We start from the raw sequence: 20,179 nt of genomic DNA on the forward strand, positions 1-20,179 counted from the left end.
ATGAGGGGCTCGCCCGATCAGAATGTTGCCGGCGTGTTCACCCAGAAAATGCTGGCGCGTTCGTCGCCGACATTGCGGTACCAGTGCGGCAGTTCGGAATTGAAGACGAAGGAATCGCCGGCCGACAGGCGAAACGTCTTTTCGCCGACCATCAATTCGATCGCACCTTCCAGGAGGTAGCCGACTTCCTCGCCAGCGTGCTGGATCGGGCCGGCGCTCTCACCTCCCGCCTCGATGTGATGGATGTTGCACTGCAGGAGATGGCCGGGCGAATACGGAATGACGCGCTCGAGCGAAATGCCTTCGCCGCGCCGAAGCGGATCGAGCGCGATCAACGGCCGCGATCCAGCCCGAAAGACGATGCCTTCCTCACCATCGGATTCCTCGAACATCCAGCCAATGTTGGTGCCAAGCACCTCGACAAGCCGGTGCAGCATGGGAAGCGAGGGCGAGACCTTGCCGTTCTCGACCTTGGAAAGCAGGCTTTCAGAGCAGTTCGCGGCGGCAGCTAGCGCCTTCAAGGTCAGCCCACGCGTCTGCCGGGAGAGTTTCAACCGTATGCCGAGCCGCAGAAGGCTGGTGGCGGTCGAGCGCTCGTCGCCGCCCTTGCTGTTTTGGGTGTCCATCTTGTTCATTTGGGGACGCGAACATCTCCGCTGGTTGGGCTGACTCGTAAAACTGATCCCAGGCGTTGTCCATCCTGTGAAAAACGGACGATGCATCCAATCGACTCGGCTGGGCTTTTCAAAACCATCATCCCCGACCAAACGCTACGACGCCTTCGGCGCATTTGCGAGTAACTGCCCGGAAGAATTATTCCTCTCAAGCCTCTTGGCTGGAAAGGGCTTTCGCAAGTTCAACAACAACGCGCAAAGCCCGTATTGGCTCACATCCAAACAATCGCACATAGTGCTCCCGCGCCATCTCGGTCGCGTTTTCGCATCTTGGGTGTGTGCGGCGCGTCTCGGCGAAGGGCTATGGAGAATTCGTATTTCGTTCCTTCGCCGCCTTGAATGAGACCAAGGATTTCATGGGTGTCAGAAAACGACACGTACCAACCCGCTCACGGAAATCCATAGGCGCCGTGATGATAGATCGGTGCCGGACTGGGCTCTCCGCTCACCACATGCCGGACGCTGCCGAGGATCAGCGCATGGCTGTGGCGAACTATGGTATCCTCGACGGTGCAATCGACCTCGGCAAGCGCACCTTCGAGCGCCAATGCGCCGCTTGCAAGGGTGGACCAGCGTGCACCCTCGTAGCGAGCCTGCCCCTTGAGGCCGCCTCGACCAGCAAAACGGTCGGCAATCGCGATCTGATCTGCGCGCAGCACATTCACGCAGAAGTGCCGATGCCGGTTGATGGCTGCCCATGTCGAGGAGCTCAGGTTGATGCTGACGACCATCACCTCCGGTTCGACCGACAAGGAATGGGCGGTGGTAATTGGACCTTCAAGGATGACGCCGAAGCGCTGGCAATCGCCAACTACACGCTGTACGGCCTCGGGGCCGGTGTCTGGACACGCGACAGCAATCGCGCCTATCGGTTCGGCCGCGCGATCCAGGCTGGCCGCGTCTGGACCAACTGCTACCACGCCTACCCCGCGCATGCGGCCTTCGGCGGCTACAAGCAGTCCGGCATCGGTCGTGAGACGCACAAGATGATGCTCGACCACTACCAGCAGACCAAGAACATGCTGGTCAGCTACAGCCCGAAGAAGCTGGGCTTCTTCTGATCGCGGCTTTGACTTACAGGCGCGGCTCCGCGAGGGGCCGCGCCACAGGCTGGAAATCGGAAAACACAATGCAGGCTAAGGTCGCGGCGGCACCGGCAGCCCTTGAACTGATCGCGGAGATCGTTGCCGAGCACGGTCCGGTGCTGTTCCATCAGTCCGAGCAAGGAAGGCGCCACTGCAATCTCTACCTTCCAACGATGATCCTCAAATCTCCTCATCGGCACTCGTCATAAGTCTGACGGTTTTGATCCACACGTTTGGTCTGATCGCGTCACGCACGCGATGGGACACCTGGTCGCGCGGTTTCGCATGCACGGACGCCGCAGCCGTATCGTCGCCATGATCGCGTGTTGATGGGCCTCTTTGCCGTGATGACCGCGGAGGTCTGGCTCTGGGCGAACCTGTACCGGTTGCTTGATATCTTCGCTGATTTCGAAACCGCCCTGTACTTTTCCACCATCACTTTCTCGACGGTTGGCTACGGCGACATCGTGCTGGCCCACGGATGGCGTGTCCTGGCGGCGCTTGAAGGCGTGAACGGATTTCTTCTGATTGGCTGGTCGACCGCCTATCTGATCGCGGCAGGCACCCGCATCGGCCCGTTCAAGGCCGGCGAACATTTCTGACAGGAGCCAATGCTCAGACCGCCACCGAATGCCTGGCTTTGCCGGTTTCGAAATATTTGTCGAACTTTGCCGCGATGCTTCTGACAAAGGGCCGACTTTCCGCCGGCACGACGAAACTGTCGCCATCAAGCTCGAGCAACCGCGCAGGATCATGAAGGGCTGTCGCACTTGCCTTGCCGAGAAGACTTTGGCCGGCTTCGCCAAAGCGCTCCACCAGCTCGATCGCCGAGAAGGCGAAATCACACATCAGCCGCTCGATGATCCAGCCGCGAACCCGGTCGTCCTGGGAAAGCGCGATACCGCGGACCGCGGCCAGCCCGCCGTCTTCGACCATGCGCCCATACTCGGCGGTCGATGGCATGTTCTGTGCATAGCCTTGCCGAAATTGGCTGATGGATGACGGGCCGAGGCCGATCAATGTCTCGCAGCGATCCTCGGTATAGCCCTGAAAGTTCCGGTGCAGAGTGCCGGTTCGGGCCGCTACGGCCAACGCATCGTTAGACTTGGCGAAATGGTCGAGCCCAATTGCTTCGTATCCCTGGTCCACGATCGCCCGCGCTGCCAGCTGCGATTGGGCAAAGCGCTCCGCCGGACCCGGCAACCAGGCCTCGTCGATCATCGTCTGGTGTTTCTTGAACCACGGCACATGGGCGTAGCCAAAAAGCGCTATCCTGTCGGGTTCCAAGGTCAGCGCCTGCGCGACGGTGGAGGAGACGCTCTCCCTCGTCTGGTGCGGCAGGCCGTAGAGCAGGTCCAGATTCACGGACTCGACCCCGCGCGAACGAACACCGTCGACTACAGACTTGGTCTGCAAAAAGCTCTGCTCGCGGTTGATTGCCTTTTGCACCTTCGGATCGAAATCCTGAACGCCGAGGCTCGCCCTTGTCATGCCGATTTCGGCAAGCGCATCGAGGCGGGCATCGTCCATATCGTTGGGTTCGATTTCAACGCTGATCGTGGCGCCGGGAAGAAAGCCGAAGCTGTTGCGCAGGGCGGTTCCCAGCGCCGCCATATCTTCGGGCTTGAGCATCGTCGGCGAACCACCGCCGAAATGGACGGCACGCACACGACCTTTGCCTCCAACAAGACCGGCGACGGTAGCGATCTCGGCATGCAGTGAGCGGAGATAGATCGTCACCGGTTCGTAATGGCGTGTCTGCTTGGTATGGCAGGCACAAAACCAGCAAAGCTTGTCGCAGTATGGGATGTGCAGATAGAGCGAGATTTCGTCGCTCTCGTTGAGCGCTTGCAGCCAGCCACGACAAACGGCAGCATCAACGCCTGGATGGAAATGCGGCGCGGTCGGGTAGCTCGTGTAGCGTGGAACGTTCTCACCGAGCCTGGCAACTAATTCTGGCCGCATGTCGCTATCCGATCCCATTTGCATTGGCGCGACACTGATCACATCGGGCGCCGGCGGCCTTGATTTCGGTCAAGGCCCCCGCAGACAAACTGCCGCAAGGCTTTTTTATCCGGCGATGGTAGGTTGCCGGCACATGGAATCCTTTTGAAGATCAAGATGACGGTGCGCCAGGACGTTCACAGTTCCAGCATTCCAGTGCTTTGCGAGTCTTGCGAGGCACGGCACCGCGGCGTTTGCGGTGCGCTCGATACCGACCAATTGGTAAGCCTGGCCAAGACCTCCTCGAGGCATACCGTTGAACCGGGCACAGAACTGATTGGCGACGCCGAGACCGTCGACAGTTATTCGAACGTGCTTTCCGGCGTTGTGAAGCTGACCAAGAGCCTTTCGGACGGGCGCCAGCAGATTGTCGGCCTCCAGTTCGCCCCCGATTTTCTGGGCAGGCCCTTCAAGGTGGAAAGCGCGATCAACGCTGAAGCCGCAACCGCGGTTTCCGTGTGTTCGTTTCCAAAGGCCGCCATCGAGCGGATGATGAAGGAATCTCCGGAACTCGAGCATCGTCTGCTCAAACAGGCGCTCAACGAACTCGACGAAGCCCGCGACTGGATGGTGACGCTCGGGCGCAAGAGTGCTTCGGAAAAGGTGGCGAGCTTTCTCCTGATGATCGCCAGGAATATCGATCCCACGCTGGACCCGGCGGCGCAGTCGACGACCTTCGACCTGCCTTTGACACGCGCCGATATCGCCGATTTTCTCGGCTTGACGATCGAGACGGTCAGCCGCCAACTGACCAGGCTGCGAACAGACAGCGTGATCCGGATCGACAATAATCGGCACGTGACGGTGGACAACATGGGCCGGCTGGAACGCCGCTCCGGCGCCTAACCGCCATCGACGACCCCGATCATCGGCAAGACGTGCTCGCGTTCGAAGGCGATATGCCGGCGCAAGCTTTCGAAGAAGCCGCGCAGCATGAAGCCGACAGCCTCGGCGTTCTCAACCGTCTCTCCATGGCCGATCGCCAGCAGGATTTCAGTCACCTCGCCGGCAAAGCATTCGTCCTCGACGTGTTCGGCGCGCAGTCGACGAGTTGAAGCAAGGTTGGCATCCCTGCCGGTCAAAGCAGCCTCGTAGGCCGGAAAGATCACCGTCTCCTCGTATTGATGAATGTTGCGCAACAGCGGAACGATCGAGTTTGCTGCAGCAAGGCATGCCAGGCAATCCACCCTGGGAAGGGTGTCGGCTATTCTTTCCAAGGCATCGCAGAGCTGCAGCTTTTCCAGATGCGCACGTTTCATGAGCGCCGCCGGACTGCTTCTCTGCCAGATCGAACTGTCGGCATCGACCTGTCGCGGCTCGGTTCGAACAGCGACGATCGCAGCTCCCTCTCCTGTTCAATGACAGCCTCCCGATCTTTTGCAAATTCAACGCTGCCCAATCCAAAATCAAATGGCTTTGACATGGATCAAGGCGCCAGCCGCGTGACTGCTGGATTGGTGTCAGGCGGATTGACGTCCGCGCACAGGAATCCGAAGTCGGGGGCAGGTCATGAAGTTCGGCACGCAAGTCTTCGCTTTGGCCCTTTTTACTTTTGCCGCCCTGGTGGCCGCCGGTTTCGGAGTGGACGAGCCCTTCCGGCAGCATATGTGGGTGCTGTTTCTTGTGCTGCTCGGTTTTGTCGCCATCCTCCTCCGCAACACGAGTTTCGAAGCTGCCGCTCCGATCGACCCGTCCGCCTACATGGATGGTCCAATCCGCTACGGCGCCATCGCCACCATGTTCTGGGGTGTGGTTGGCATGCTGGTCGGGGTGGTCATCGCGCTGCAGCTTGCCTATCCCGATCTCAACATCCAGCCCTGGTTCAACTTCGGCCGCTTGCGGCCTCTGCACACCTCGGGCGTCGTCTTCGCCTTCGGCGGCAACGCGTTGCTTTGCACGTCTCTCTATGTCGTCCAACGCACCTGCCGCGCTCGGCTGTTCGGTGGCGATCTCGCCTGGTTCGTGTTCTGGGGCTACCAGCTCTTCATCGTCATGGCCGCGACCGGTTATCTGCTCGGCATCACCGAGAGCCGCGAATATGCGGAACCCGAATGGTATGTCGACATCTGGCTGACCATCGTCTGGGTCGCCTACCTGATCCTGTTTCTGGGCACCATCCTGAAGCGCAAGGAACCGCACATCTACGTCGCCAACTGGTTCTACCTTTCCTTCATCGTGACCATCGCGATGCTGCATGTGATCAACAACCTCTCGATGCCGGCCTCCTTCCTCGGATCCAAGAGCTATTCCGCATTTTCCGGAGTCCAGGACGCCCTGACGCAATGGTGGTACGGCCACAATGCGGTCGGGTTCTTCCTCACCGCCGGCTTCCTCGGCATGATGTACTATTTCGTGCCCAAGCAGGCCAACCGGCCGGTCTATTCCTACCGCCTCTCGATCGTCCATTTCTGGGCAATCATCTTCCTCTACATCTGGGCCGGGCCGCATCACCTGCACTACACCGCCCTGCCCGACTGGGCGCAGACGCTTGGCATGGTGTTCTCGATCATGCTGTGGATGCCGTCATGGGGCGGCATGATCAACGGCCTGATGACGCTGTCGGGCGCCTGGGACAAGCTGCGCACCGATCCCATCATCCGCATGATGGTGATGGCCATCGCCTTCTACGGCATGTCGACCTTCGAAGGCCCGATGATGTCGATCAAGACGGTCAACTCGCTGTCGCATTATACCGACTGGACCATTGGCCACGTCCATTCCGGCGCACTCGGCTGGGTCGGCATGATCTCGTTTGGCGCAATCTACTTCATGGTGCCGAGACTCTGGAACCGTGAACGCCTCTATTCGCTCAGGCTCGTCACCTGGCATTTCTGGCTGGCGACGCTCGGCATCGTTGTCTACGCTGCGGTGATGTGGGTGTCCGGCATCATGCAGGGCCTGATGTGGCGCGAATACGACGAACAGGGCTTCCTGGTCTACTCCTTCGCCGAAACCGTGGCAGCCATGCACCCCTACTATGTCATGCGTGCCCTCGGCGGAGCCATGTACCTCTCCGGCACCCTGATCATGGCCTGGAACATCGGCATGACAATTCTCGGACACCAGCGCGAGGAGGAGCCGATGCCCGCCTCCGTTCCCGCCCTTCAGCCTGCCGAATAAGGAGCCAGAAAATGGGCTTGATGGACAGACACGCATTGATCGAGAAGAACGCTACGCTTCTACTCGTGGGCTCCCTCCTAGTGGTAACGGTCGGCGGCATCGTCGAGATCGCGCCGCTCTTCTATCTCGATAATACGATCGAGAAGGTGGAAGGCATGCGGCCTTACTCGCCGCTCGAACTTGCCGGACGAAACATCTATGTGCGCGAGGGCTGCTACCTCTGCCACAGCCAGATGATCAGGCCGTTCCGTGACGAGGTCGAGCGCTACGGCCACTACAGCCTGGCGGCCGAGTCGATGTACGACCACCCCTTCCAGTGGGGATCGAAGCGCACCGGACCGGACCTCGCTCGCGTCGGTGACCGCTATTCCAACCTGTGGCACGTGGATCACCTGACAGATCCACGGTCCGTGGTGCCGGAATCGATCATGCCGAGCTATGCCTTCCTGAAGGACAAGCCGATCGCGGCGAAGGACTTCTCGACGCATCTGGTCGCCAACAGGCGCGTCGGCGTCCCCTACTCCGACGACATGATCGCTAACGCCAATGCCGATTTGATGGCGCAGGCTGATCCCAACGCCGACACATCCGGCCTCCAGGCTCGCTACCCCAAGGCCAAGATCGGCGACTTCGACGGCAACCCGCAACAGGTCACCGAAATGGATGCCCTCGTCGCGTATCTCCAGATGCTCGGCACGTTGGTCGATTTCAAGAACTACGACGAAGCAGCCGGCTACCGCTGAGGAGTTTTATCCATGGATTACAATTTGATGCGGGAGTTCGCTGACAGCTGGGGTCTGGTCGCCATGGCGCTGTTTTTTGTCGGCGCAATCATCTTTGCCCTGCGCCCCGGCAGCCGCAAGCTGGCCGACGAAGCTGCCCGGATTCCCCTTGAGGACGAGTGATCATGAGCGACGAGCACATCGATGAAATCTCTGGTGTTTCAACCACCGGTCATGAGTGGGACGGCATCCGGGAGCTCAACAACCCGCTTCCGCGCTGGTGGGTCTGGACGTTCTACATCACCATAGTCTGGGCGATCGGGTACACGATCGCCTATCCGGCATGGCCTCTGCTGCACACGGCAACCAAGGGTGTGCTCGGCTATTCCAGCCGCAACGATGTCGGGAACGAGTTGTCCAAGGCTGAAGCAGCCAAGGGCAAATATGTCGCCGCGATAGAAGCGAAAAGTGTTTCGAAGATCGCGGCGGACGACACGCTGCGCGAATTCGCCGTCGCCGCCGGCGGTGCCGCGTTCAAGCTCAATTGCGTCCAGTGCCATGGCTCCGGCGCCCAGGGCTCCAAGGGCTTCCCCAACCTCAACGACGACGACTGGCTCTGGGGCGGCAAGGCGGACCAGATCCAGCAGACGGTTACACATGGCATTCGCTTCGCCTCCGATCCGGATACGCGCCTGTCCGAAATGCCGGCCTTTGGCGACATCATCACTGCCGATCAGATCAAACAGGTCAGCGCCTATATTGCCAGCCTGTCCCAAACCGTCAGCGATCAGGTGTTGGTGGCGCCCGGCGCCAAGGTCTTTGCCGAAAACTGCGTGGCCTGTCATGGCGACAATGCAAAGGGCAACAAGGAACTCGGCGCTCCTGATCTGACCGACGCCATCTGGCTCTACGGATCGGGCGAAGCCGCCATCGCCGCCCAGGTAACCGCACCGAAACAGGGCGTGATGCCGGCTTGGGGCGCGCGCCTGGGCGAAACCAGGGTCAAGGAACTTGCGGTTTACGTGCATTCGCTTGGCGGTGGGGAATAGGAACGGGGGCCTATTCCCTGCCCTTCACCGTCCAAGCGACGAGGCCCGGCTCTGCCGGGCCTCGATCTATTTGCGTGTACCCGGCGATTGACCTGCATCAACGCGGCGCCATCCGGTCGGCGGCACAATCCGATCCACGCTGCATTTCGCTGACCTGACTGCACCAGCCAGGACATTTACCCCGGCGAAATCACGAGTTGCGCGACGGGAGAAACCAGTGCTGGACAATACGCAGGTAGAACGGCTCGAGGCTGAGGCGGTCAACTCCGCCAAGGTGCGCCAGCCAATGTATGCCGCGCGCAGGAAGATCTTCCCGAAGCGGGCCTCGGGCAGCTTTCGCCGATTTAAATGGATCGTGATGGCGATCACGCTGGGCATCTACTATCTGACGCCGTGGCTGCGCTGGCATCGGGGTCCGTTTGCCCCCGACCAGGCGGTGCTGCTTGATGTCGCCAACCGGCGTTTCTATTTCTTCTTCATCGAGATATGGCCCCAGGAATTCTACTATGTCGCCGGCCTTCTGATCATGGCCGGCGTCGGTCTTTTCCTGATCACGTCAACCGTCGGCCGTGCATGGTGTGGCTACACATGCCCACAGACCGTATGGGTCGATCTGTTCCTGGTCGTCGAGCGCGCGATCGAGGGCGACCGCAACGCGCGCATGCGGCTCGATGCCGGTCCATGGACCACCCGCAAGCTCGTGCTGCGGGCATCGAAACACGTCATCTGGCTGGTCATAGCCGCAGCGACTGGTGGCGCATGGATCTTCTATTTCGCCGATGCGCCGACGCTGGTCGGCGAACTCTTCACCGGCACGGCAGCGCCTGTCGCCTACATCACCGTCGCGGTTCTGACGGCGACGACCTACACGTTTGGCGGGCTGATGCGCGAACAGGTCTGCACCTATATGTGCCCTTGGCCGCGCATCCAGGCAGCCATGCTCGACGAGAGCTCGCTCACCGTCACCTACAATGACTGGCGCGGCGAACCGCGCACCCGTCACGCCAAGAAGGTTCTTGCCGCAGGGCATCCCGTCGGCGATTGCGTCGACTGCAATGCCTGTGTCGCCGTCTGTCCGATGGGGATCGACATACGCGACGGTCAGCAACTCGAATGCATCACCTGCGCGCTCTGCATCGATGCCTGCGACGGCGTCATGGATAAACTCGGCAAGGAGCGAGGACTGATCTCCTACGCGACGCTCTCCGACTACAACGCCAACATGATGCTGGCCACCGCCGGCGGCGCCAGCTCGGTCGATCCGTCGCTGGTCAGGACGGATGACGGCGTGTTTTCGGACAGGGTGGCGCATTTCCATATCCGCAAGATCTTTCGGCCGCGCACTTACGTTTACATGGCTATGTGGTCGATGATCGGCCTGGGCCTGCTCTTTTCGCTGCTGACCCGCGACCGGCTCGAGATCAATGTCCTGCACGACCGCAACCCGCAATTCGTGACGCTCGCCGACGGCTCGATCCGCAATGGCTATACCGTCAAGCTGCTGAACATGATCCCCGAACCGAGAACGATTATCGTCACCCTCGGGGGTTTGCCAGGCGCAGAGATGAGCATCGTTGGCGTCGACCTCCCCGCCGATCGCTCCTTTGCGGTCCAGGTCGAACCCGACCGGCTGAAGATGCTGAAGGTTTTCGTGCGCCTGCCCGCCGATCAGATTAATCGCCAGGCGCAGACCTTCACATTCCGCGTCGAAGACAAGGTCAGCTTCGAGTCCAACGAATACACCGCCACCTTCAATGCGCCGGAGATCGCCAGATGACCGCCACCACCCGAAGACCCCGCGAATTCACCGGCAGGCACATGTTGGCCACCATCCTTGCCTTTTTCGGCGTGGTCATCGCGGTCAATCTGACGATGGCGACGCTTGCCAACACAAGCTGGACCGGCCTTGTCGTCGAAAATACCTATGTCGCGAGCCAGCAATTCAACAAGAAGGCTGAAGAAGGCCGTGCGCAGGCAGCGCTTGGCTGGACCGGCCAGTTGACCATCGCATGGGGTGAAGTCCGCTATGGCATCATCGACGCCGCGGGCAAACCGGTTTCCCTGCATGGCGTGAAGGTGCTGTTTCGCCATCCCGCTTACGAGAAAGAGGATGAGTCCGTCACGCTCGCCCTCGCCTCGGGCCAGGAGTTTGCAGCACAACACGTGCCAAGGGATGGTGTCTGGATCATCGAAATAGACGCCGATACCGGCCTGGCAAAGCCTTATCGCGACGTGCGCAGGATCATGATTTCCAATGGAGCGCTGAAATGATCTGTTGTGCACCGGGCGCTGAAATAGCGCTGGATCTGGTCAGCGGCACCTCGGTCCTGCCCTCCAGCCAGGAAATCAGGCTGGCGAGCCGATCGCTTGGCGACGACCTTCATCAGACCGACCTTTCGGTGCCGACCGTTCATTGCGGCGCCTGCATCCAGACGATCGAGACGGCGTTGGGAAAACTCGATCACGTCGAGGCAGCTCGCGTGAACCTGTCAACCAAGCGGGTCTCAGTCCGCTGGCGCGGCGACGAGGCTCCACCATTGGTCGCTGTGCTCGGCCGGCTCGGCTATCAGGCGCATTTGTTCGAAGCCGAGATTGATGCAAAGGACAAGATGCTTTCGGAGCTTATCCGCGCCGTCGCTGTTGCCGGCTTTGCTGCGGGCAACATCATGCTGCTCTCGGTGTCGGTCTGGTCCGGCGCCGAGGGCGCCACCCGCGACCTGTTCCACTGGGTCTCGGCCCTGATCGCCATTCCTGCGCTGGCCTTCGCCGGCGGCATCTTCTTCAAGTCGGCGTGGAATGCGTTGCGCCACGGCCGCATGAACATGGACGTGCCGATCGCCGTCGGCGTGTCGCTGGCCTACGCCATGAGCCTCTATGAGACGATCACCCATGGCGACCACGCCTATTTCGACGCGTCGGTATCGCTGCTGTTCTTCCTGTTGATCGGCCGCACGCTCGATCACGTGATGCGCGAACGCGCGCGGACCGCGGTAAAGAACCTGTCACAGTTGGCTGCGCGTGGCGCCATGGTGCTGCGCGGCGATGGCGCACGGGACTATTTGCCGGTTGGCGAAATCGAACCGGGGATGCAACTGCTCATTGCAGCCGGCGAGAGAATCCCCGTCGACAGCACGATCGTTCATGGAGCGTCGGATCTTGACTGCTCACTGGTCACTGGCGAGAGCACGCCGCGAAACGTCGCGCCAGGGGAGATTGTGCAGGCCGGTGTCCTCAACCTCACCGGTCCGCTGACGATTGAGACGACAGCGGCCGCCAAGGATTCGTTCCTGGCGGAAATGGTTCGGCTGATGGAGGCCGCCGAAGGTGGTCGCGCCCGCTATCGCCGTATCGCCGACCGCGTGTCGGCACTCTACGCGCCCGTGGTTCATCTCACCGCCTTGGCAACCTTCCTGGGCTGGATGGCGGCGACCGACGACTGGCATCGGGCGATGACGATTGCCATCGCTGTTCTCATCATCACATGCCCCTGCGCGCTTGGCCTCGCCGTCCCAATCGTTCAGGTGGTCGCCGCGCGGCGCCTGTTTGAGAATGGCATCATGGTCAAGGACGGCTCGGCCATGGAGCGCCTGGCAACGATCGATACAGCCGTGTTCGACAAGACCGGCACGCTCACGCTTGGCCAGCCCAGGCTCGTCAACACGTCGTCGATCGATCCCGCCATGCTGGCAATCGCTGCCGACTTGGCCGCGCATTCGCGTCATCCATATTCAAAGGCCATTGCCGGCTTTGCCGTCAGCAGCAGCCAGCACAAATTCGATGCGGTGACCGAGCACCCGGGTTTCGGGATCGAAGCCACCGCCGCCGGTATCACCTGGCGGCTGGGTCGACGCGGATGGGCTGGCTGGAAGGCGCGAACCGGCGGCGAAGGCAAACATGGCTACGGCGGAACAGTGCTGACGAAAAACGGCATGATTGTCGCATCCTTCGTTTTCGAAGATGCGCTGCGCCTCGACACCAGGGCAGCGATCGATCAACTGCGCAACGCTGGTATGTGCGTGGAAATGCTGTCGGGCGATACCGCGAAAGGCTGCGCCGAGGTTGCGGACGTGCTTGGTGTCGACGACTTCGTTCCCTGCCTGCTGCCGTCCGGCAAGGTTGAACGCATCGAGAGCCTGGCGAGAGACGGGCACAAGGTTCTGATGGTTGGCGACGGCCTCAATGACACGCCGGCGCTGAGCGCCGCGCATGTCTCGATCGCACCCGCCGCCGCCGCCGACATTGGCCGCAATGCAGCCGACTTCGTTTTTCTGCGCGAAAGCCTCTTGGCGATCCCGCTGGCGCTGGACGTGTCGCGCAAGGCGGGAAGCCTGATCCGACAGAACATAACAATTGCTATCGTTTACAATGCTGTGGCCGTGCCGATCGCCATTCTGGGTCATGTTACGCCTCTGATCGCGGCGGTCGCGATGTCTGCCTCGTCATTGCTTGTGATTGGAAATGCGATGCGTCTGCAAGGCTTCGCAACGGGTGCGTCGTCCGAAACTGCGCGGCAGGACAGGCCCGCGCGGGCCGGCGCCTTGGCCCAATCCTCATGACGACGCTCGCCTATCTAATTCCGGTGGCGCTGCTCCTTGGCGCACTCGGCCTGTCCGGCTTCCTGTGGGCGTTGAGAAGCGGCCAGTACGACGATCTCGATGGCGCGGCGGAGCGCATTCTTATCGACCGCGACGACGGCGCGGAGAATCCTGCTCGTTCCAAGTGACTCAGATCAAAGCGCCGCGGGTCGGGATGTCCCATCGTCGTCAACGTAAGATCAGGAGGGTGAGGATGCAAGCCGAAGCCATCATGACGAAGCCAGTCATCACGACGGATGCGAACGCGACGATCGACGAAGCGGCCAAGCTCATGCTTTCAAACAAAGTCAGCTGCCTGCCGGTAACGGACAGCGAAGGTGCCCTGGTTGGCATTGTAAGCAAAAGCGACTTCTTGCGCCGAGAAGAACTTGGGACCCAGCGTGTGCGTCCGCGCTGGCTGGAGTTTGATCTTGGCCCGGGCACAGTCGCCGAAGACTATGCGCGCTCGAACGGACGGATCATCCATGAGGTGATGACCACAGCCGTCATTTCGGCACCTCCAGGCGCCTCAATTGCACAGATTGTTAACTTGATGATGCAACACCGCATCAACAATGTGCCGATTGTCGATCGGGAAAGGGTCGTCGGCATCATCACGCGAACTGATTTGCTGCCTGTCCTGATCCGCGCAATGCCGAAACAGGGCACCACGCCACCCGATGACGACCTGATCCGCAAGGCCATACTTGCCGAGCTGCAGGGACAATCGTGGAGCGGTGGTGACTTGATTGATGTTAGGGTCAGCGACGGCCTCGTCGAACTGACCGGGGCGATTGTCGACGAGCGTCAGCGGAAGGCTGCGATCGTTGCGGCGGAGAACGTTGCCGGCGTCGGACAAGTCAAGGACAGCCTCTTCCTCCGTACAGATCCGCTCTCGGTGATGGTTTCATAGCTGCGGAAAAAAGCGGGGACGCCAAGCAGCGTCCCTTTGGGTTCTGCTCCCTTCCCACATCGCTTGGACATGAGGCTGTCGGCGAGTTCATCGAGCGTATAGCGCCCGTCATGGTTGGCGAGCACGCTGTCGGCAGCGAAGACGCCCGTCCATCGCCAAGCTCGAAACCGATCGGGACTTGCTCGACCATTCTTGACGCACAAGATTGCGGCAGTCGAGGCTGTTTGTTGCTCCAATTAACACTCACCAATTTGCGCCAGCGCAAAGAAACGCTGCGTCAGGTCAGTTAGCTTCTGCTCATCCGCAACGGTTGAGATAGGAGATTGATATGATCACGCGACGCGAAGCCCTCTTCGGAGCAGCGATTGGCGCTGCCGCCGTGGCGGCACTGCCCGCACTGTCAGCAACGGTGACGAAAGCAGACATTCGAGGACTTCCCCGCGACAAGGTCAAGCTCGTGGCACCGCCTTTTGTGCATCCGCACGACCAGATCGCTCAAGGCGGTCCGAAGGTCGTCGAACTCACCATGACGATCGAGGAGAAACCGATGGTCATCGACGCCGACGGGACGCAGCTCAATGCAATGACTTATAACGGCTCGATCCCGGGCCCGCTGATGGTCGTCCACCAGGACGATTATGTCGAGCTGACGCTCATCAATCCCGACACCAACTCGCTAGCCCACAACATCGATTTTCACGCAGCGACGGGTGCGCTGGGCGGCGGCGCCCTCACCTTGATCAATCCCGGCGAACAGGTGACGCTGCGCTTCAAGGCAACCCGAACGGGAACTTTCGTCTATCACTGTGCTCCCGGCGGACCGATGATCCCGTGGCATGTCGTCTCCGGCATGAATGGCGCCATCATGGTGCTGCCGCGCGACGGGCTCAGGAACGACAAGGGCGAGCCGGTCAAATACGACAAGATCTTCTATATCGGCGAGAGCGACTTCTATATTCCGCGCGATGAGAAGGGAAACTTCAAGAGCTACGAATCGGCCGGTGATGGGTATGACGATATCGTCAAGGTCATGCGCGGGCTGATCCCGACGCACGTGGTGTTCAACGGCAGGGTCGGTTCGCTGACCGGCGACAACGCCATGAAGGCGAAGGTCGGCGAGACCGTGTTGATCGTCCATTCGCAGGCCAACCGCGATACGCGGCCGCATCTGATCGGTGGTCACGGCGACTATGTCTGGGAACAGGGCAAATTCGCCAATCCGCCGGCCAAGGATCTGGAAACCTGGTTCATCCGCGGCGGCTCGGCGGGGTCGGCGCTCTATACGTTCCTGCAGCCCGGCGTCTACGCCTACGTCAATCACAATCTCATCGAGGCCGTGGAACTCGGGGCGACCGCTCACTTCATGGTCGAGGGCGAGTGGAATGATGATTTGATGACGCAGGTCGAGGCGCCTAAACCCATCGCCACCAACTGACGGCACTCCAAATTGCCCGGACAGCGTCGCTGGCCGGGCACGGACAACAGACATGTCTCCTTACATCCTGAAAGTTTTCGCGGTCTCCATGGCGGCCACTTCTGTGCCGGTGGGCCTGTCGATAAAGGCGGCCAGTTGGGACCGGCAGCCTCACGCCGTAGCTGCCACGAGGACCTTGCTGTCCGCCTCCATCACCTATCCGATACCCGGCGAGTTCCTGAAGGACGGCCACCCGCAGGCCAATCCCCGTCATAAACACCAGCTCGACCAACCGCTCGAAATCATGACCTATCAGGTCAGCGCGGAAGACTATGCTGACTGCGTTGCTGCGGGCAACTGCCAGCCGGCACAGGAGGCGCGCACGATCTCCGCCAGCGCTCCTGTGACCGGCGTCAGCTATCTCGATGCCAACGCATACGCCCGGTGGTATTCGACAGCGACCGGCGACCAATGGCGGTTGCCATCCGATGAGGAATGGGCATTTGCCGCGGCGGAACGGTTCGCAGGCGAGTTCGAGGGTGTCGAAAACGACGCCAACAACCCCGCCAGACGTTGGCTCACCAGCTACAAGGCCGAGGTGGACCTCAATCGCAAACCGGACCCGCTGCCCAAGAGCCGTGGCTCTTTTGGCTTCAATTCCCTGGGCCTCGCCGACTTTTCCGGCAACGTCTGGGAGTGGACTTCGACCTGTTATGTCCGCACCACGCTGGCTGCGGATGGGCGCGGCGTTGCGAGTTCGGTCGACAATTGCGGCGTCCACGTCCTTGAAGGGCTTCACAGAGCCTACATGTCGAACTTCGTCAGCGACGGAAAAAGCGGCGGCTGTGCCGTCGGAACCCCTCCCGACAACCTGGGGTTCAGGCTGGTCCGGGACTCGTCGGGCTGGGCGAACGATGTTCTCACCCATTTGGGCGTAATCTGACGGGAAACTCCCGTCAGATTCTGGCAACCCGATGTGCCTGCGTTGGCGGCGATTTGTTTGACAGGCCAGACCTATCGGCGGGGCGACAGCATCCGCCTAAGTGTGCCATCGCGAAGCCAGTACTGATGGAACAGTGCCGCGAAGGCATGGACGGAAATCAGGACCATAAATACTGGCTTGTTGAGCGAATGGATGTCGCCCCATGGGTCACCAACGTAGAAGGCGAGAAGTCCCACAATGGGCGTTGCGAGCAAGAGCAGATAGAAAAGGCCGTGCGAGATCCGCGCGGCGACCTGCATCCAGCCAGTGCCGCCTTCCGCACGCATGGGAGCACCCGTTACCAAGCGCATTATCAGCCGGACCGTGACGAGGGCCAGGATCGAAACCCCAACCCAGTAGTGGGTAGAGCCCAATGTCTGGTCGACTGGGGAGACGAGGGTTCCATCTTCGGCCGCGTCAACCACGTTCGTCATGCTCTCGCCAAAGAACAGCTGGAATAACACCAGCACTGCTATGATCCAATGAAGCGCAATTTGATAAGCTGAATATCCAAATCTGGTTTCTGCCATTTTGATTCCTCTTGCAATTCGAACAGCCTCGCAGTCGCGATACTGAATAACGAGGGAACCTTGGCGTTATTCGGCTCAAATGCTCCCGGAATTGCGGCCGAAAGCTTACAGATTTGTAAGGCGCCAGGCGATGCGCAGCCGTAAGGGAATGGCGGCGCTATCCCGCCTTCGCTTGGCATGGAGTAGCCGTCAAACGGCATGAGCCTTCGGCGTCGTCAATGCGACGCCGTAAGTCAGAAGGAAGCCGGCGTATGCCAGTACCCATGCAGCACCGGCGAGATTAATGATGGCCTCATCGGGGACAAAAACGCCAAGGACGCGCGACAAGGCTGCGACCAGAATAGCTGCAAAGACAAAAGTTGTTAGTCGTCCAGCCCGCAATTGCCGGCCGGTATGTCCGAGCGTCGCTCGGGCCATTACGGCGAGCGTCATCGACCCGATCGCGCCGGCGCCCAACGCGTGGAGCCCAGCTGCGACCGGCACGATGCCAGGAAAAAAGAACGACGCCGAAAGCAGGGCAAGACCGAGCGGTACGAAGGCATAAGCCACGTGAAGGATGAGCACGAGCGGGTCCCGGAATGTGCGGTCGCCTGCCCACCGCGACACACGCCACGCTTGGCAGATTGCGGCGACGGCCATGAGCATCCCTGAGGCGCTGTTGCCGGGGGCGAACGTCCATGCTCCGAGGGCGATCGCCGAGATGGCTATCGAGGCGACGTCAAAACGGTCGAACGGCGCAGGCAGCCGCCCAGGATTTTCGCGGACGAGCCAGTTGCGGGTGAAGCTTGGAATGATGCGCCCCCCGATCAGTGAAATGAGCATGATCGCCGCGGCCATGCCGAGCCTTCGGCTGACGTCCGATGTGCCGTGAAGGTGCGCCTCGATGTGGAAGGCGCCGTTGGCGCCGGCCAGGACGGCAAGCGGCAGCAGCACCTTGAGATTGCGCCAGTTCCGCCCCGCGACGATTTCGCGTGCCGCCGCAGCACTGACCGCAAGCAGAAAAGAACCGTCGATCAACGCGGCTGCTTGCCAGCCAATATCGGCCGAGAAGAAGACAGCGGCACGACCGGCGAGCCACAGGACAACCAGCGCCAGCAGCGGCAGGCCTTGCACCGGCACCCGGCCGGTCCAGTTCGGGATGGCGGTCAGCAAGAACCCGGTAACGATCGCCGGCAGATAGCCGAACAACATTTCATGGATGTGCCAGTCGACCGGGAGAAACGCACTGTGGGCATCGAGTTCGCCGGCATAGATCGGCAGCCAAAGCAGAACGGACAGCGCAGCATACAGCGACCCGAGCAAAAAGAAGGGCCTGAACCCATAGGAAAGAAGTGCAGGCCCGGCGTAGGCCCGCAGGCGTGGAATTCCCATGATTTGTATCTCCAAATGAACAGCGCCGGATGAACCGCCGCCCTCGGTCCGTCCGGCCCGTGCCCGCCCTTTATGCGGCAGGCATGCCTGTATCGATTGCTCTCAGTTGGCAGGAACCTGGGTGAACAGGTCGGCGAACACCGTTTTTGCCTTCCCGGGATGCTTTACCGCCTTGGCGGTATCGAGATTGACCGGCTTGCCGACAACGATCAGCGCGACCATCCCCATGCCGTAGTGAGGCGCGCATTTGACGCCGTAGACACCCTCCTTTGTCAGCGTGACGGTGATTTCCTCGCTGGGCTTTCCCTTGAAAGGCTCAGCGCCATCCGGAAGCATGCCCTTGATCGACTCGGCGTCGTGGGTCTTGTCGGTCGGCACGAACTTGACGGTGTCGCCGGGCGCCGCCTTGACGAAAGCTGGCTGGAAAACCATGGCGCCTTTTTCGCCCTTGTTGAGCATTTGCACCACGTGCTCTTCCGCGCTGGCACCGCCGGCGAGCGCGAGGATCGAGATTGCGGCAGCGAGGATGGAGAGTTTCATCGGTTTGTCCTTGTTTCGTCTTCCCGGCGTTGCGCCGTTCCATGCCATTTAGCCTGATGCGGCCCAGGACAATTTGCGCTGGCGCAAACTCGGGATAAGAAAGGTCTTCCGCAAGACTGATGCGGAACCATAGAGCCGTGAGGGATCCGCTTGGCCGCGCTGGACCGATCGCTGATTTCGCCGCTGCCGCTCTTTCAGGGGCTGGCGCCGGACGAGCAGAGCGAGATCCTGCGAAATGCACGATCGTCTCGCTATGCCAAAGACCCAACGATCTTCGCGCAGGAAGCCGAAGCCCATTCCTTCTTCGTGCTGATCGCCGGGCACATACGGGTGGTCCGCACCACGCCGGACGGACAGCAGGTCATCGCCAGATACATCAGCGAAGGCGAGATCTTTGGCGTCGCCGCAGCCCTTGGCCGGACGACCTATCCCGCAAGTGCCGTCGCGGCTGTCGACTGCGTGGTGCTGGCCTGGCCCAACGCCCTGTGGCCTGATCTGTCCCGACGCTTCCCCGTGTTTGGGGCAGCCACCTACAAGACGGTTGGAAGCAGGCTGGAGGAGACGCAGACGCGGGTGGTGGAGATGTCCACGGAACAGGTGGAGCAGCGGGTTGCGCATGCGCTTCTGCGGCTGGTGAACCAGACCGGCCGAAAAACGGACAGCGGCATCGAAATCGATTTCCCGATTTCGAGGCAGGACATTGCCGAGATGACGGGAACGACGCTGCACACCGTCAGCCGGCTGCTCAGCAAATGGGAAGAGAACGGAATAATTGTCAGCGGGCGCCAGAGGGTCACGGTCAAAGATGCGCATCGCCTTGTGGTTCTGGCCGAGAACCGGGAAAAGGACTGACCGTCATCGTTCACCTCGAATGGCCAATTCGAGTTCGACCAGAAAGTCGCCCTCATCGACTTGATGTTCCCGGCACGCCTCGGTCACCGTATGGAAAGTGCCTATCGGACAGCCGACGCAGAGCATCTTGTGTCTCAACACCACAGCGACCGTTGCCGGCCATTTCCTCATGATTTCGTCGACGACCATATCGGGGTTGATCGAGCTGCACTGTTTCATGATGACGTCTCCGCGATTTGCGAAGCCCTCTTCATAAATCCGGCTCGGACTGCCTTCGTTGCGCTTACGCAATTTAGAAATGATTCAGATCAAGGCACAGCTCGCGCGGCCTCGATATGGATAGGAGTAA

General features: G+C 60.7%; 22 protein-coding genes and 2 pseudogenes. 16 read left to right on the top strand and 8 right to left on the bottom strand.

Translation table 11 applies throughout. From position 1 onward, the window contains the following. Positions 1 to 17: 17 nt before the first annotated feature. Both NLY43_RS10885 and NLY43_RS10890 read right to left on the bottom strand, forming a co-directional pair. Positions 18 to 635, bottom strand: coding sequence for a cupin domain-containing protein (locus tag NLY43_RS10885; protein ID WP_023672469.1), 618 nt, complete (start codon positions 633 to 635; stop codon positions 18 to 20). A 428-nt stretch (positions 636 to 1,063) separates the two neighbouring features. Next, a complete protein-coding gene (locus NLY43_RS10890) occupies positions 1,064 to 1,405 on the bottom strand; it encodes a flavin reductase family protein (RefSeq protein WP_348524392.1) in 342 nt (113 codons plus the stop codon). Positions 1,406 to 1,447: 42 nt separating this feature from the next. Between NLY43_RS10890 and NLY43_RS10895 the strand changes: the two are divergent. The 3 genes and pseudogenes from NLY43_RS10895 to NLY43_RS10900 form a co-directional block, all read left to right on the top strand. After that, positions 1,448 to 1,735: pseudogene (locus tag NLY43_RS10895) on the top strand (aldehyde dehydrogenase family protein); the annotation flags it as partial. 68 nt (positions 1,736 to 1,803) lie between these two features. Next, positions 1,804 to 1,893, top strand: a pseudogene (locus NLY43_RS32725) (DUF779 domain-containing protein); the annotation flags it as partial. A gap of 195 nt (positions 1,894 to 2,088) precedes the next feature. Then, the gene (locus tag NLY43_RS10900; protein WP_023713114.1) at positions 2,089 to 2,361 is read left to right on the top strand and encodes a potassium channel family protein; all 273 of its coding nucleotides are present in this window, start codon (positions 2,089 to 2,091) and stop codon (positions 2,359 to 2,361) included. 13 nt (positions 2,362 to 2,374) lie between these two features. Here the strand turns inward: NLY43_RS10900 and hemN are convergent, their stop codons facing one another. After that, positions 2,375 to 3,724 (bottom strand): oxygen-independent coproporphyrinogen III oxidase, encoded by a 1,350-nt coding sequence (gene hemN / locus NLY43_RS10905; RefSeq protein ID WP_286460885.1) that lies wholly within the window; start codon positions 3,722 to 3,724, stop codon positions 2,375 to 2,377. Positions 3,725 to 3,880: 156 nt separating this feature from the next. Here hemN and NLY43_RS10910 point away from each other — a divergent pair, with 156 nt between their 5' ends. Beyond that, positions 3,881 to 4,609 (top strand): Crp/Fnr family transcriptional regulator, encoded by a 729-nt coding sequence (locus NLY43_RS10910; protein WP_031199863.1) that lies wholly within the window; start codon positions 3,881 to 3,883, stop codon positions 4,607 to 4,609. Here NLY43_RS10910 and NLY43_RS10915 read toward each other — a convergent pair. Continuing rightward, the gene (locus NLY43_RS10915; RefSeq protein WP_023713155.1) at positions 4,606 to 5,022 is read right to left on the bottom strand and encodes a hemerythrin domain-containing protein; all 417 of its coding nucleotides are present in this window, start codon (positions 5,020 to 5,022) and stop codon (positions 4,606 to 4,608) included. The genes NLY43_RS10910 and NLY43_RS10915 overlap by 4 nt on opposite strands. Positions 5,023 to 5,272: 250 nt before the next feature. On the opposite strand from NLY43_RS10915, the gene ccoN reads away from it, so the two are divergent. The 11 genes from ccoN to NLY43_RS10970 all read left to right on the top strand — a co-directional run bounded on the left by ccoN (position 5,273) and on the right by NLY43_RS10970 (position 16,498). After that, positions 5,273 to 6,883, top strand: a complete 1,611-nt coding sequence (gene ccoN / locus NLY43_RS10920; protein ID WP_286460887.1) for a cytochrome-c oxidase, cbb3-type subunit I — start codon at positions 5,273 to 5,275, stop codon at positions 6,881 to 6,883. Positions 6,884 to 6,894: 11 nt separating this feature from the next. Then, positions 6,895 to 7,626: a cytochrome-c oxidase, cbb3-type subunit II gene (ccoO, locus tag NLY43_RS10925; RefSeq protein ID WP_286460888.1), complete on the top strand. Its 732-nt coding sequence runs from the start codon at positions 6,895 to 6,897 to the stop codon at positions 7,624 to 7,626. Between the two features lie 12 nt (positions 7,627 to 7,638). Further along, positions 7,639 to 7,788, top strand: a complete 150-nt coding sequence (locus NLY43_RS10930) for a CcoQ/FixQ family Cbb3-type cytochrome c oxidase assembly chaperone (protein WP_023673929.1) — start codon at positions 7,639 to 7,641, stop codon at positions 7,786 to 7,788. Positions 7,789 to 7,790: 2 nt separating this feature from the next. After that, on the top strand, positions 7,791 to 8,654 hold the full coding sequence (gene ccoP, locus NLY43_RS10935) for a cytochrome-c oxidase, cbb3-type subunit III (protein ID WP_031199832.1): 864 nt from the start codon (positions 7,791 to 7,793) through the stop codon (positions 8,652 to 8,654). A gap of 217 nt (positions 8,655 to 8,871) precedes the next feature. Beyond that, a complete protein-coding gene (ccoG, locus tag NLY43_RS10940; protein ID WP_286460889.1) occupies positions 8,872 to 10,431 on the top strand; it encodes a cytochrome c oxidase accessory protein CcoG in 1,560 nt (519 codons plus the stop codon). Continuing rightward, positions 10,428 to 10,925 (top strand): FixH family protein, encoded by a 498-nt coding sequence (locus NLY43_RS10945; RefSeq protein WP_023713185.1) that lies wholly within the window; start codon positions 10,428 to 10,430, stop codon positions 10,923 to 10,925. The genes ccoG and NLY43_RS10945 overlap by 4 nt, the downstream gene beginning before the upstream one ends. Further along, a complete protein-coding gene (locus NLY43_RS10950; RefSeq protein WP_286460890.1) occupies positions 10,922 to 13,210 on the top strand; it encodes a cation-translocating P-type ATPase in 2,289 nt (762 codons plus the stop codon). The genes NLY43_RS10945 and NLY43_RS10950 overlap by 4 nt, the downstream gene beginning before the upstream one ends. Then, a complete protein-coding gene (ccoS, locus tag NLY43_RS10955) occupies positions 13,207 to 13,377 on the top strand; it encodes a cbb3-type cytochrome oxidase assembly protein CcoS (protein ID WP_084568351.1) in 171 nt (56 codons plus the stop codon). The genes NLY43_RS10950 and ccoS overlap by 4 nt, the downstream gene beginning before the upstream one ends. Before the next feature lie 65 nt (positions 13,378 to 13,442). Next, entirely contained in the window at positions 13,443 to 14,141 is a 699-nt protein-coding gene (locus tag NLY43_RS10960) for a CBS domain-containing protein (protein WP_031239593.1), read from the top strand. A 328-nt stretch (positions 14,142 to 14,469) separates the two neighbouring features. Beyond that, positions 14,470 to 15,576, top strand: coding sequence for a copper-containing nitrite reductase (gene nirK / locus NLY43_RS10965; protein WP_023712980.1), 1,107 nt, complete (start codon positions 14,470 to 14,472; stop codon positions 15,574 to 15,576). 52 nt (positions 15,577 to 15,628) lie between these two features. After that, positions 15,629 to 16,498, top strand: coding sequence for an SUMF1/EgtB/PvdO family nonheme iron enzyme (locus tag NLY43_RS10970; RefSeq protein WP_031199774.1), 870 nt, complete (start codon positions 15,629 to 15,631; stop codon positions 16,496 to 16,498). A 71-nt stretch (positions 16,499 to 16,569) separates the two neighbouring features. Here NLY43_RS10970 and NLY43_RS10975 read toward each other — a convergent pair whose 3' ends face one another. From NLY43_RS10975 to NLY43_RS10985, 3 genes are all read right to left on the bottom strand, one after another. After that, positions 16,570 to 17,067, bottom strand: a complete 498-nt coding sequence (locus NLY43_RS10975; protein WP_023673750.1) for a cytochrome b — start codon at positions 17,065 to 17,067, stop codon at positions 16,570 to 16,572. A gap of 189 nt (positions 17,068 to 17,256) precedes the next feature. Further along, the gene (locus NLY43_RS10980) at positions 17,257 to 18,438 is read right to left on the bottom strand and encodes an NnrS family protein (protein WP_023712982.1); all 1,182 of its coding nucleotides are present in this window, start codon (positions 18,436 to 18,438) and stop codon (positions 17,257 to 17,259) included. 102 nt (positions 18,439 to 18,540) lie between these two features. Continuing rightward, positions 18,541 to 18,978, bottom strand: a complete 438-nt coding sequence (locus NLY43_RS10985; RefSeq protein ID WP_023689271.1) for a pseudoazurin — start codon at positions 18,976 to 18,978, stop codon at positions 18,541 to 18,543. Between the two features lie 150 nt (positions 18,979 to 19,128). On the opposite strand from NLY43_RS10985, the gene NLY43_RS10990 reads away from it, so the two are divergent. Continuing rightward, positions 19,129 to 19,830: a Crp/Fnr family transcriptional regulator gene (locus NLY43_RS10990; RefSeq protein ID WP_023712983.1), complete on the top strand. Its 702-nt coding sequence runs from the start codon at positions 19,129 to 19,131 to the stop codon at positions 19,828 to 19,830. A gap of 3 nt (positions 19,831 to 19,833) precedes the next feature. Here the strand turns inward: NLY43_RS10990 and NLY43_RS10995 are convergent, their stop codons facing one another. Then, the gene (locus NLY43_RS10995; protein WP_023712984.1) at positions 19,834 to 20,049 is read right to left on the bottom strand and encodes a DUF1858 domain-containing protein; all 216 of its coding nucleotides are present in this window, start codon (positions 20,047 to 20,049) and stop codon (positions 19,834 to 19,836) included. Positions 20,050 to 20,179 lie beyond the last annotated feature (130 nt).

It is taken from the genome of Mesorhizobium sp. C416B (assembly GCF_030323165.1).
GTDB lineage: Bacteria > Pseudomonadota > Alphaproteobacteria > Rhizobiales > Rhizobiaceae > Mesorhizobium.

Coding starts and splice junctions, on each gene's coding strand:
- NLY43_RS10885 (WP_023672469.1), bottom strand. CDS start 635: ATGAACAAGATGGACACCCAAAACAGCAAGGGCGGCGACGAGCGCTCG.
- NLY43_RS10890 (WP_348524392.1), bottom strand. CDS start 1,405: ATGGTCGTCAGCATCAACCTGAGCTCCTCGACATGGGCAGCCATCAAC.
- NLY43_RS10900 (WP_023713114.1), top strand. CDS start 2,089: ATGGGCCTCTTTGCCGTGATGACCGCGGAGGTCTGGCTCTGGGCGAAC.
- hemN (WP_286460885.1), bottom strand. CDS start 3,724: ATGCGGCCAGAATTAGTTGCCAGGCTCGGTGAGAACGTTCCACGCTAC.
- NLY43_RS10910 (WP_031199863.1), top strand. CDS start 3,881: ATGACGGTGCGCCAGGACGTTCACAGTTCCAGCATTCCAGTGCTTTGC.
- NLY43_RS10915 (WP_023713155.1), bottom strand. CDS start 5,022: ATGAAACGTGCGCATCTGGAAAAGCTGCAGCTCTGCGATGCCTTGGAA.
- ccoN (WP_286460887.1), top strand. CDS start 5,273: ATGAAGTTCGGCACGCAAGTCTTCGCTTTGGCCCTTTTTACTTTTGCC.
- ccoO (WP_286460888.1), top strand. CDS start 6,895: ATGGGCTTGATGGACAGACACGCATTGATCGAGAAGAACGCTACGCTT.
- NLY43_RS10930 (WP_023673929.1), top strand. CDS start 7,639: ATGGATTACAATTTGATGCGGGAGTTCGCTGACAGCTGGGGTCTGGTC.
- ccoP (WP_031199832.1), top strand. CDS start 7,791: ATGAGCGACGAGCACATCGATGAAATCTCTGGTGTTTCAACCACCGGT.
- NLY43_RS10945 (WP_023713185.1), top strand. CDS start 10,428: ATGACCGCCACCACCCGAAGACCCCGCGAATTCACCGGCAGGCACATG.
- NLY43_RS10950 (WP_286460890.1), top strand. CDS start 10,922: ATGATCTGTTGTGCACCGGGCGCTGAAATAGCGCTGGATCTGGTCAGC.
- ccoS (WP_084568351.1), top strand. CDS start 13,207: ATGACGACGCTCGCCTATCTAATTCCGGTGGCGCTGCTCCTTGGCGCA.
- NLY43_RS10960 (WP_031239593.1), top strand. CDS start 13,443: ATGCAAGCCGAAGCCATCATGACGAAGCCAGTCATCACGACGGATGCG.
- nirK (WP_023712980.1), top strand. CDS start 14,470: ATGATCACGCGACGCGAAGCCCTCTTCGGAGCAGCGATTGGCGCTGCC.
- NLY43_RS10970 (WP_031199774.1), top strand. CDS start 15,629: ATGTCTCCTTACATCCTGAAAGTTTTCGCGGTCTCCATGGCGGCCACT.
- NLY43_RS10975 (WP_023673750.1), bottom strand. CDS start 17,067: ATGGCAGAAACCAGATTTGGATATTCAGCTTATCAAATTGCGCTTCAT.
- NLY43_RS10980 (WP_023712982.1), bottom strand. CDS start 18,438: ATGGGAATTCCACGCCTGCGGGCCTACGCCGGGCCTGCACTTCTTTCC.
- NLY43_RS10985 (WP_023689271.1), bottom strand. CDS start 18,978: ATGAAACTCTCCATCCTCGCTGCCGCAATCTCGATCCTCGCGCTCGCC.
- NLY43_RS10995 (WP_023712984.1), bottom strand. CDS start 20,049: ATGAAACAGTGCAGCTCGATCAACCCCGATATGGTCGTCGACGAAATC.